Genomic DNA, 11391 nt, shown 5'->3' with positions numbered 1-11391 from the left:
AGCGTCAACCTTTCACGAACGCCAGAAGGTCGGCGTTCAGCCTGTCCTTATGCGTGTCTGTCACCCCATGCGGCCCGCCTTCATAGACCTTCAGCGTGGCATGCGGCACCAGCCGGGCCGTGGCGCGCCCGGCGGCGTCGATGGGCACCACCTGATCGTCGTCACCATGCACGATCAGCGTGGGCAGCCCCTCGAACGCCGCCAGGTCCTGGGTGAAGTCGGTTTCCGAGAAGGCCTTGATGCAGTCGTAGGTGGCCTTGTGACCGGCCATCATGCCCTGCATCCAGAACGTGTCGATCAGGCCTTGCGACGGCGTCGCCCCCGGCCGGTTGAACCCGAAGAAGGGACCGCCCGCGATGTCCTTGTAGAGCTGGGCACGGTTGGCCAGGCTGGCGGCACGAATGCCGTCGAACACCTCCATCGGCAGGCCGCCGGGATTGGCCGGTGTCTTCAGCATCAGGGGCGGAACGGCGCCGATCAGTGCCACCTTGGCCACACGCGCCTTGCCATGCCGGGCGATGTAGCGTGTGACTTCGCCCCCGCCGGTGGAGAAGCCGACCAGCACCACGTCGCGCAGGTCCAGGCTCTCCAGCAGTTGCGCCAGATCGTCGGCATATGTGTCCATGTCGTGCCCGTGCCAGGGCTGGCTGGACCGCCCATGGCCACGGCGGTCATGGGCGATGGCGCGCAGGCCGTTGTCAGCCATGTGCAGCATCTGGCTTTCCCAACTGTCGGCGTTCAGCGGCCAGCCATGGCTGAACACCACGGGTTGCCCGCTGCCCCAGTCCTTGTAGTAAATCTGCGTGCCGTCATCGGTGATGATGGTGCCCATGGGATGTCTCCGGTTTGGCGCCGGCCGGTGGCCGAGGACCCGCAAGGCCCTTCGGCATGATCGGCACATGAACTATTCGGGCAGAAGCCGGGATCTGGCATGTTAAAAGACATAAAATCCCGCCCTGGCCGTTCCATACGGGGCTATTCATCTCGAAACGCCGACCCGATCCCCGTAGAGCCCATGATTTCTGGCCGCGATGACCGTTTGTTGCTGGATAGCGTACACCGCCGGGTGCTGCGCAACGGCATTCCGCTGACCCTGGGCGACCGCGCCTTCGACCTGCTCGTGGCCCTGGCCGCCGCCGATGGCGCGCCTGTCGCGGCCGGGCCGCTGATGGCCCGGGTCTGGCCTGGTGTCACGGTCAGCGCCGGCAATCTGCGTGTGCAGGTCCGTACCCTGCGCCGGATATTGGGTGATGATGCCGTTGAAAGCGTGCCGGGGGCGGGATATCGGCTTGCCATGCCGCTGATCGCCGCTGAGGCCGCCGTGCAGCCGGTCGTAACGGGGCGCCCGCCATTGGTGGGCCGGGACGCTGAACTGGCCCGGTTGCTGGGTCTGCTGGAACAGTCCCGGCTGGTCAGCGTCGTCGGACCGGGCGGTGTGGGCAAGACCTGTCTGGCCCTGGTCGCGGCGGCCCGATGCGGGGGGATGCGTGTCGTCCATGTTGAACTGGCGCCGGTGCGCCAGGCGGGGCTGGTGCCCGTCGTCGCGGCATCGGCCCTGGCTGTCCGGCTGCCGGGGCCGGATGTGATGGGCGCCATCCGCGAGGCCCTGGGGGAGGCGCCGGCCCTGCTGTTGCTGGACAATGCCGAACATCTGCTGGACGAGGTGGCGGAGTTTGCCGATAGCCTGCTGGGCGGCTGTCCGGGTGTACGCCTGCTGCTGACCAGCCGGGAGCCGCTGGGGATCAGCGGGGAAAGGCTGCTGCATCTCTGCCCGCTGCCCGTGCCGCCACAGACGGAAATGGACGCGGCCGCCATCCGGACCTGGCCTGCCGTGCAACTTGTGCTGCGCAACCATGAAGCGGCTGGCTGGCCACCGCTGGATGATGCGCAGATGCCGGCACTGGCTCGCCTGTGCCGGCATCTCGACGGGTTGCCCCTGGCCTTGACCCTGCTGGCCGCCCGCCTGCGTGACTGCACGGTGGCGGCCGTGGCCCGGTCGCTGGAAGGGCGCCTTCAGGACCTTCCCCTGCCGGACGATGCCGGATACCGCCATGCGAGCCTGTCGCGCATGCTGGATTGGAGCATAGACCCCCTGTCGGCGGAGGAAAGGTTGCTGCTGGGCCGCCTGACATTGTTTGCCGGCACCTGGCCGGTTGGTGCGGCCGTGGCCGTATGCGGCGCCCCGCCTCTGGACCCGGCGGCCATACCCGGTCTTGTGGCCGGGCTGGTCGGGCGTTCCCTGGTGGTGGGGCCCGTGCAGACGCAGGAACAGGGACTGCGCCTGTTGGAGACAATCCGGCAATATGTCGTGTCCCGCGATCCCGGTCTGGTGGACCGGGAAGGGCTGCGCGCACGGCTGTCCACCTGGCTGGGTGACGCGATGTACCAGCGCATGGAGACGCTGGCCCGCCGCGACGCGGTGCCGGATGGGGGCGAGGTTGAAATGGCCGATGTCCGCGCCGTGCTGGATTGGGCGTTCGGTCCGGACGGCGACGTCCTGCTGGGGCAGCGGCTGGTGATCGATGCCTACCGCACCTGGAACAGGCTCGGCCTTTACACGGATTCCGTCGCCTGCCTGACGCGGGCGTGGGAACGGTGCGACGACACCACCCCGCCCGAGATCCGGGCCCTTCTGGGCCTGTTGTTGCATGGGGAGGGGCTGCCCATCCGCCTGTCCTATCAAATCGACCGGCCCCGTTACGTGCGCGAGGAACTGGGGCCGGCAGTACAGGTCTTCCACTCGCCCGATGTGCCGTTACGCTGGAGGATCGAGGGGCTCTATCTTGCCGGCTATCTCTACGAGGTGGTGGGCAACACCGCGGCCTGCCTGGATTTGTGGGCACAGACGCTGGCCCTGGCCGATGATCACGGCCGGGTCCTGGACAAGATCAGCCTGCTGTCGCACCGCGGCTGGCTTCTGTCCAATCATGCGGACATGCCGGGCGCGCGGCGCGATCTGCTGCACGCGCTGGACCTGGCTGAACGGCATGCCTATGTCGCCAGCCTGATCCTGCTGCGCCTGGCCGATGTGGAGTTCAATGGCGGGGATACCGGCCGCGCCATCGAACTGACCCATCAGGCGCTGGCGTCGGGGGAAAGGATGTCGCCGGCCCTGCGGCAGACGCTTCATGCCAATCTTTCCTCTTATCTGCTCATTGACGGGCATCTGCCCGCGGCGCTGTCCAATGCGCGCGAGGCGCTGCGCCTGACACGGCAGCACAGCTACGCCTTTGCCTATCCCTGGTCGCTGGAACGGGGCGCACTGACAGCGTTGCGGCTGGGGCGGCGCGATCTGGCGCTGTCCCTGGCCGTGATCGGCGATGGCCTGCTGCGTTCCGCCGGTGTGACGCGCAAGGGGCCGGAACGGGAAATCCGCCGCCTTCTGGTCACGGAACTGGGCGATGTCGGTTCTTCCGGTCCCGACCTGCCAAGGGCGGAGGAGATGCTGGCCGTACTGGCCGCTTTCTATGATGGTTTTGCGCTGGGTGATGATGGCTGGCCGGACGGGGAGGGGAGAGGCGCTGTCCGGCACTGACGGGGACGCCGGTGGCGCGTCCGCCCTATCGCCCCGGTGCCACGCGGCGATAGGACAGCGCCTCCGCCACATGCAGGCGGCGCACCCCGTCGGCACCGTCCATGTCGGCCAGTGTGCGGGCCACGCGCAGGACGCGATGATAGCCACGGGCCGACAGTTTAAGCCGCTCTGCCGCGTCGGTCAGCAACTGCCGGCCCGGCGCGTCGGGTCCGGCCACCCTTTCCAGTATTTCCCCATCGGCCTCCGCATTGGTGCGCACGGGCTGCTGGCCGGTGGCGGGCGTGGCATAGCGTTCCCGCTGGCATTGCCGCGCGGTGGCCACGCGCGCCGCCACTTCCGTCGACCCCTCACGCGGGGGTGGCAGGGACAGGTCCGCGGCGCTGACGGCGGGCACATCGACATGCAGGTCAATACGGTCGAACAAGGGACCGCTGATCTTGCTTTGATAGTCGGCCGCGCATTTGGGCGCCCGGCCGCAGGCCAGCGACGGATCGTCCAGATGGCCGCAGCGACAGGGGTTCATGGCGGCCACAAGCTGGAAACGCGCGGGATAGGTGACATGATGGTTGGCACGGCTGACCGTGGCGCGGCCCGTCTCCAGCGGCTGGCGCAATGCTTCCAGCGTCCCGCGGGAGAATTCCGGCAATTCGTCCAGGAACAGCACGCCCTGGTGGGCCAGGCTGATCTCCCCCGGCCGGGCACGTGTGCCGCCGCCGACCATGGCGGCCAGGGTGGCGGAATGATGCACCTCGCGGAAGGGCCGCGTGCGGATCAGCCGCCCGCCTTCCAGCCCGCCCGCGATGGAATGCACCATGGACACTTCCAGCGCCTCGGCCGGGTCCAGCGGCGGCAGAAGACCGGGCAGGCGGGCCGCCAGCATGGATTTTCCCGATCCGGGCGGGCCCAGCATCAGCATGTTGTGCCCGCCGCTTGCCGCCACCTCCAGGACCCGCTTGGCGGTTTCCTGGCCCTTCACGTCGCGCAGGTCGCGTGCGATGGCCAGTGCCTGGCTTTCCAGCCGGGGCGTCGGGCGGGTCAGGACCTGCATACCCTTGAAATGGTTGATCAGGGAAAGCAGCGTCGGTGGTGCCAGGATATCCAGGCCGTCGCCGGCCCAGGCTGCCTCTCCCCCGGTGGCGGCCGGGCAGATCAGCCCCTTGCCGCCGGCCAGGGCGTTGATGGCCGCCGGCAGCACGCCGGCCACGGGGGCGATGGAACCGTCCAGCCCCAGTTCGCCCAGCGACTGGTATCCGGCCATGGCATCACCGGGCAGGATGCCCATCATCACCAGCAGCGCCAGCGCGATGGGCAGGTCGAAATGGCTGCCTTCCTTCAGCACGTCCGCCGGGGCCAGATTGACCGTGAGCCGCTGCGGGGGCAGGGCGATGCCCAGCGCGTGCAACGCGCCGCGCACCCGCTCCCGGCTTTCCCCCACGGCCTTGTCGGGCAGGCCCACGACCGTAAAGGCCAGGGGGCCGCCGGTCATCTGGACCTGCACATCGATATCCAGCACATCAATACCTTGAAATGCCACCGTCCCAACACGCGCCGCCACGCATTCCCCCACCCGCCATGCTCGCTGGAACGAGTATAGGGGATGAGACTTGCAGGCGAAAGGCGTCGAACGCTGTGCGGGCTTTGCAGCTTGCATCTTCCCGCACAGCGGTGCCGGCCGGCACTATCCAGCCGTTATATTTATAAGAATATCACGTTGGCGGGCGAAAGGATCAAAATAGTCGCAAGCCGCCGCAGCGTCGAAATGTCGGCCTGTGAAATGATCGAAATCTGGAAGACTTCCATGTCGGGATGGGGTCATTCTGCAACGGATGCCGGCCCTGGCGGGGACCGGCGCTATTCATTTCATGATTGGGGTGAGCGATGATTCGCCTGGATATCAATGGGCAGGTCCGTGAAGTGGACGTGCCGGAGGACATGCCGCTTCTCTGGGTCCTTCGTGACGAACTGAATATGACGGGAACCAAGTTCGGTTGCGGCATCGCGCAGTGCGGTGCCTGTACGGTGCATGTGGACGGCCAGCCGACCCGTTCCTGCCAATTGCCGGCCTCTGCCGCCGAAGGCATGAAGATCACAACCATCGAGGGGTTGTCCGGCAAGGCTGCGGCCGCGGTGCAGAAGGCCTGGGCCGATCTGGACGTGGTGCAATGCGGCTACTGCCAGTCGGGCCAGGTGATGGCGGCGGCTGCCCTGATCGCGGAGAACGCCGATCCCAGCGATGCCGACATCGAAGCGGCGATGGACGGCAATGTCTGCCGCTGCGCCACCTATGTACGGATCAAGGCGGCTGTGAAGCAGGCTGCCAAGCTGGCGAGGACCTGAACCATGATGATGCGTCAAATGCTGCGTCAGGCCGCCGGCAATGTGGCCGTTCCCGCCCCCAGCCGCCGTTCCTTCCTGAAGGGTGCCGGCGGTGCCCTGGTCATCGGTGCCGTGGTGCCGCTGGGGGGCTTTGCGGCGGAACCCGCGGCCCCCGGGCTGGTCGGACCGGCCGATCCGCGGCCCAACATCTTCGTGCGCGTGGCGCCCGACAATACGGTGACCGTGCTGGTCAAGCACCTGGACAAGGGCCAGGGCATCATGACCGGCCTGACCACCATCGTGGCGGAGGAACTGGACGCCGACTGGGCGCAGATGCGCGGGGAGCATGCACCGGCCGACAGCAAGCTCTACGCCAATCATTTCTTCGGCATCCAGGGCACGGGCGGATCGACGGCCGTTGCCAATAGCTGGGATGAATTGCGCATGGCCGGTGCGGCTGCGCGTGCCATGCTGGTGGCCGCCGCCGCCCAGCAATGGAAGGTGCCGGCCGCGCAGGTTACGGTCGCCAAGGGCGTGGTCGCTCACAAGGCATCGGGCCGGTCGGCCACCTTCGGGCAACTGGCCGAAGCCGCATCGAAGCAGCCCGTCCCGGCCCAGGTGGCCCTGAAGGACAGGGGCGATTATACCCTGATCGGGAATGAGACGCTGCACCGTCTGGACCACCAGTCCAAGACCAACGGCACGGCCATCTTCTCCATGGATATCCGCCGTCCCGGCCAGGTCACGGCGGTCATCGCCCGCAGCCCGCGTTTCGGTGGCACCTTGAAATCCGTCGATGACAAGGCGGCCCGCGCCGTTCCCGGCGTGCTGGAGGTGCTGACCCTGCCCGTGGGCGTGGCTGTGGTGGCCCGGAATACCTGGTCGGCGATGAAGGGGCGGGAGGCACTGGCCATCCAGTGGGACGACGCCAAGGCGGAGAAGCGCGGCACCGCGCAGATCCTGGCCGATTTCCGGGAACAGGCGCGCAAGCCCGGCGCCAAGGCCGCCCGCAAGGGCGATGTCGCCGCGGCTTTCAAGGGTGCGGCCAAGGTGGTGGAGGCGGAATACAGCTTCCCCTATCTGGCGCATGCGCCGATGGAGCCGCTGAACGCCACGCTGGAACTGACCGCCGACGGCGGGGCGGAAATCTGGGCCGGCGCGCAGTTCCAGGGCATCGAGCAGGCGGTCGTCGCCAAGGTGCTGAACACCACCCCGGAAAAGGTCAAGATCAATACCCTTTGGGCCGGCGGCAGCTTTGGCCGCCGCGCCACGCCCGGTGCCGATTACATGGCGGAAGTGGCCATGGTGGCCCAGGCACTGGCGGCCAAGGGCACGAAGGCACCCGTGCATCTGGTCTGGACGCGGGAGGATGACATTCAGGGCGGCATGTACCGGCCCCTGGTCGTTCACCGGCTGAAGGCCGCGCTGGACAAGTCCGGCAAGCTGACAGCCTGGGAACAGGCTATCGTCAGCCAGTCCTTCATGGTCGGCACGGCGTTTGAAGGCATGATGATCAAGGACGGGGTCGACGCCGCCGCGGTGGAGGGCGCTTCCGACATGGCCTATGACGTGCCGAATCTGGCCGTGGATTTCCACCTGATGCGGTCGCCGGTCACCACGCTCTGGTGGCGGTCGGTCGGTCACACACACACGGGCTATGCCAAGGAGGCGTTCGTCGAGGAATTGGCGGCGGCGGCTGGCAAGGACTCTCTCGCCTTCCGCCTGGAACTGCTGGGTGATGCCCACCCGCGTCTGTCGGGCGTGTTGAAGCTGGCGGCGGAGAAGGCCGGCTGGGACAAGCCCCTGGCCGCCGGGCCGGCCGGCACGAAGCGGGCGCGCGGTCTGGCCGTGCATGAAAGCTTCAGCAGCTTCGTCGCCCATGTCGCCGAGGTGACGGTCGATGCGGGCGGCAAGATAAAGGTGGATCGCGTCGTGGTGGCGGTGGATTGCGGCATCGCCGTCAATCCCAACGTCATCAAGGCACAGATCGAAGGCGGCACCGGTTTTGGCATCGGTCATGCCCTGCGCAACCAGATCACCCTGACCGACGGGATTGTCGACCAGAACAATTTCGACGGGTTCGAGCCCATGCGCCTGTCCGACATGCCTGACATCGAAGTGCATATCATGCCTTCCCAGGCGCGCCCCACGGGTGTGGGGGAACCCGGCGTGCCGACGGCGGCTCCGGCTGTCGCCAATGCCGTGTTCAGGGCGACGGGTCAGCAATTGCGCGATCTGCCCTTCTCCAACGCCGGCGTGGTGTGATCCAGGCCGTGCGGAAAGGATAGGGGAGGGCCCGCCTGCAATCTCAAGAGCAGGCGGGCCCTCCCCGCGTCGCGGGGTTGCCCGGCGGCAGGGGGCGGACATGGGCGGAAACGGGCAGGTTCAGCCCCTTCAGCCGCCATGCGACCAGGGACGCGACGGCGCGCGCACCCGTCTCGTTGAAGTGCACGTCGTCCTGAATGCCGTCCGGCCAGCGCGGGTGCCCGTATTCCTTGCCGTAATGCAGGAAATACCCTTTCGACGGGCCCTCTCCCAGCATCTGGAAATAGGCACGGCTGTCGGCATTCAGGTCGATCAGCGGCGTCGCCGTTTCCCGCGCCACGGCGCGCGTGGCATTTGCATAATCGGCCAGGCTTTCCAGCATGACACCCTGGTCGAACCGTCGGATGGCCACGGGCGTCAGCAGCACGGGCTGCGCGCCCTTGTCCCTGGCCATGGCGATGAAGCGCAACAGGTTGATACGGAAATCGGGCACCGGCGTATAGCGTTCGGGCTTGGCGATGGTCTCGTCATTATGCCCGAACTGGATCAGCAGCGTGTCGCCGGGGGCGAGATCGCGGGCGATGGCATCGAATCGTCCCTCGGCGATGAAGCTTTTCGTGCTGCGCCCGCCGGCGGCCCGGTTCTCCACCGCTATCCCGCCTTCCAGATTGCAGGCCAGCACCATGCCCCAGCCCATCTGCGGATAACGGTCGGGACCATACTGCGCCGCCGTGCTGTCACCGGCGATGAAGATGCGCGGCGCCTGTGCCGGGGCCGGCACGGCCACCAGGAAGGCCAGCGTCAACCATGACGTGATCAGTGTCATCGGACGCCGCATCCTGTTTCTCCCTGCACTTGTTTCTCGTTGGACTTGCCCGGTAACCGGTGTCATCGGGCCGATGATGGCGTGGCGGACCGTTTGGCGCAAGACCGGACGCCCATGGGGCAGGGGGCAGCCATGGCAGGCCGGCACTTCCCCCCGGCGGGTCCCGGCCCTATATTCCCGCGCTTTATCAGTGCCCCTGCCGGAAGACATCAGAATGACGCCCGCCGCCCGTCTGGCCACCGCCATCGACCTGCTTGCCGAGGTGATGGACACCCCCCGCCCGGCCGATGCCGTGACCAGCGCCTTCTTCCGCGCCCGCCGGTTCATCGGGGCCAAGGATCGGGGGGAGATCGCGGCGCTGGTCTATGGTGTCATGCGCCATTGGGCACGGCTGCACTGGTGGCTGGAGCGGGTGAACCACATGCCTGACCCCCGCGCCCTGGTGATCGCCGACTGTATCCTGTCGGGCGGACGCACGGCCGATTCCGTGGCGGGCCTGTTCAACGGCGCCAAGTTCGCGCCGGCCCCGCTCTCCGACCGCGAGCGCAAGCTGATCCGGGCGCTGGACACCCATACCCTCGACCATCCGTCACAGGATGAGGTCGTGCGGGCGGAAGTGCCGGATTGGGCAGAACCCGCCATGCGCGCCACCTTTGGCGACCGTTTCCTGGCAGAGGCGTCGGCCATGCTGGGCGAGGCGCCGCTGGACCTGCGTGTCAACCCTGTGAAGGCCACGCGCGACGAAGCGCTGAAGGCCCTGGCCGATGCCGGCATCAAGGCGACACCGACCAGCCTGTCGCCCGTGGGCCTGCGCCTGGCCGGACGCGCACCCATCATGGCGCTGGATGCCTATAAGTCCGGCATGATCGAGATCCAGGACGAGGGCTCGCAACTGGTCGCCTTCATGGCTGATGCCAGACCCGGCATGCAGGTTGTGGATTTCTGCGCCGGGGCGGGCGGCAAGACGCTGGCCATTGCCGCAATGATGGATAACAAGGGCCGCGTCGTGGCCACCGACGTGCTGGAGGGCCGGCTGATCCGGGCCAAGGAACGGTTCCGCCGCGCCGGCCTGCACAATATTGAAACCCGCGCCATCAAGACCGAGCGCGACCCCTGGGTCAAGCGGCACAAGGGGAAGTTCGACCGCGTTGTGGTCGACGCGCCCTGTTCGGGCACGGGCACATGGCGGCGTAATCCCGACAGCCGCTGGCGGCCGATGGGCCCCGGCCTTGGCGATCTGGTGCCATTGCAGGCCAGCATCCTGGACAGCGCCGCGCGTCTGGTGCGGCCGGGTGGGCGTTTGGTCTATGCCACCTGTTCCCTGCTGCGGGAAGAGAATGAGGGGCAGGTTGAAGCCTTCCTGGCCGCCCACGCCGACTTCACCCTGCTGCCCGTGGCCGATGCCTGGCCGGCCGCATGGGGGTCGCCGCCGGTATCGACCGACATGCTGCGCCTGACCCCGCTGCGCCATGACACGGACGGGTTCTTCGCCGCCGTGCTGGAACGCCGGGCCGATGTTGCGGAAGCCGATGTTGCCGAAGCCGATGCAGCGGAACAGGTGGACGAAGCTGCCGGCGCGTGAAATGGCCTCACCCGGCGGTGTGCAGGCGGCAATTGACCCCGGCCTGCCCACCGGGCATGGTGGCGGCGATTGTTCGAGCAGGGAGTATGCGTCTTGCGTGCAGTGATCCGTGAATGGGCGGGCCTGGTCGGCTTCGTGGCCGCCTTCTATGTCACCATCAACACATTGCTGTTCGCGGGATTTCACGTACCATCGGAAAGCATGCTGCCCACCTTGAAGGTGGGGGACCAGTTCTATGCGGCCAAATACGCCTATGGCTACAGCCGCTTCTCCACCAGCTTCGTTCCGCTGCCCTTCGGCAGCGGCCGCTTCCCCGACATCACGCCTGAGAGGGGCGATATCGTGGTCTTCCGTCTGCCCACGACGGAGGAGGATTATGTGAAGCGCGTGATCGGCCTGCCCGGTGATCGTATCCAGGTGGTCGATGGACGGCTCTACATCAACGGCCAGATGGTGCAGCGGGAAAAGACCCGTGATTATGCCTATCGCGACAATGGCGGTTCCGTGGTGCAGGTGACCGAATATCTGGAAACCCTGCCGGGCGGGCGCCAGCACCTGATCATGGAACAGCGTGACGACGGTTTCGCCGACAACACGCCGGAATACAATGTGCCGGAAGGCCACCTTTTCATGATGGGCGACAATCGCGACAATTCGCAGGACAGCCGCTATCTGCGTCAGGTCGGCTATATCCCGGTCGAGCGGGTGCTGGGCCGTGTCTCCATGGTCGCCTTCGCCCGCAAGTCCTGCCAGGAGGAACCGGGCCTGATCTGCCCCGGCGGAAGCTGGTGGGATCGCCTGTTCCGCTGGGTGGACTGACACCAGCGGCCGAAAATCTTGACCGATGGTCAAGGTTTTCGGCACCTC

8 protein-coding genes are annotated in these 11391 nt (G+C 67.1%); 5 read left to right on the top strand and 3 right to left on the bottom strand.

The window, feature by feature from the left end; genetic code table 11:
* Positions 1-4 precede the first annotated feature (4 nt).
* Complete coding sequence (locus ABC728_RS23515) at positions 5-832, bottom strand: alpha/beta fold hydrolase (RefSeq protein WP_416619906.1); 828 nt, start codon at positions 830-832, stop codon at positions 5-7.
* A 210-nt stretch (positions 833-1042) separates the two neighbouring features.
* On the opposite strand from ABC728_RS23515, the gene ABC728_RS23510 reads away from it, so the two are divergent.
* Complete coding sequence (locus ABC728_RS23510) at positions 1043-3535, top strand: ATP-binding protein (protein ID WP_416619905.1); 2493 nt, start codon at positions 1043-1045, stop codon at positions 3533-3535.
* Between the two features lie 25 nt (positions 3536-3560).
* Here the strand turns inward: ABC728_RS23510 and ABC728_RS23505 are convergent, their stop codons facing one another.
* A complete protein-coding gene (locus ABC728_RS23505) occupies positions 3561-5090 on the bottom strand; it encodes a YifB family Mg chelatase-like AAA ATPase (RefSeq protein ID WP_416619904.1) in 1530 nt (509 codons plus the stop codon).
* A gap of 323 nt (positions 5091-5413) precedes the next feature.
* Here ABC728_RS23505 and ABC728_RS23500 point away from each other — a divergent pair, with 323 nt between their 5' ends.
* Both ABC728_RS23500 and ABC728_RS23495 read left to right on the top strand, forming a co-directional pair.
* On the top strand, positions 5414-5872 hold the full coding sequence (locus ABC728_RS23500) for a (2Fe-2S)-binding protein (protein WP_416619903.1): 459 nt from the start codon (positions 5414-5416) through the stop codon (positions 5870-5872).
* A 3-nt stretch (positions 5873-5875) separates the two neighbouring features.
* Positions 5876-8116: a xanthine dehydrogenase family protein molybdopterin-binding subunit gene (locus ABC728_RS23495; protein WP_416619902.1), complete on the top strand. Its 2241-nt coding sequence runs from the start codon at positions 5876-5878 to the stop codon at positions 8114-8116.
* A 43-nt stretch (positions 8117-8159) separates the two neighbouring features.
* Here the strand turns inward: ABC728_RS23495 and ABC728_RS23490 are convergent, their stop codons facing one another.
* Positions 8160-8942, bottom strand: a complete 783-nt coding sequence (locus tag ABC728_RS23490; RefSeq protein WP_416619901.1) for a rhamnogalacturonan acetylesterase — start codon at positions 8940-8942, stop codon at positions 8160-8162.
* A 214-nt stretch (positions 8943-9156) separates the two neighbouring features.
* On the opposite strand from ABC728_RS23490, the gene ABC728_RS23485 reads away from it, so the two are divergent.
* Positions 9157-10524, top strand: coding sequence for an RsmB/NOP family class I SAM-dependent RNA methyltransferase (locus tag ABC728_RS23485; RefSeq protein ID WP_416619900.1), 1368 nt, complete (start codon positions 9157-9159; stop codon positions 10522-10524).
* Between the two features lie 102 nt (positions 10525-10626).
* Positions 10627-11343: a signal peptidase I gene (gene lepB / locus ABC728_RS23480; RefSeq protein WP_416620030.1), complete on the top strand. Its 717-nt coding sequence runs from the start codon at positions 10627-10629 to the stop codon at positions 11341-11343.
* Positions 11344-11391 lie beyond the last annotated feature (48 nt).

Source organism: Niveispirillum fermenti (genome assembly GCF_052474395.1).
The sequence above is the reverse complement of the archived record's forward strand: the minus strand, read 5'-3'. Positions and strand labels throughout refer to the sequence as shown.

What these genes read in the sequence shown, in the direction of transcription:
- ABC728_RS23490 (WP_416619901.1), bottom strand. Translation starts at nt 8,942, where the DNA reads ATGACACTGATCACGTCATGGTTGACGCTGGCCTTCCTGGTGGCCGTG.
- ABC728_RS23495 (WP_416619902.1), top strand. Translation starts at nt 5,876, where the DNA reads ATGATGATGCGTCAAATGCTGCGTCAGGCCGCCGGCAATGTGGCCGTT.
- ABC728_RS23485 (WP_416619900.1), top strand. Translation starts at nt 9,157, where the DNA reads ATGACGCCCGCCGCCCGTCTGGCCACCGCCATCGACCTGCTTGCCGAG.
- ABC728_RS23500 (WP_416619903.1), top strand. Translation starts at nt 5,414, where the DNA reads ATGATTCGCCTGGATATCAATGGGCAGGTCCGTGAAGTGGACGTGCCG.
- ABC728_RS23515 (WP_416619906.1), bottom strand. Translation starts at nt 832, where the DNA reads ATGGGCACCATCATCACCGATGACGGCACGCAGATTTACTACAAGGAC.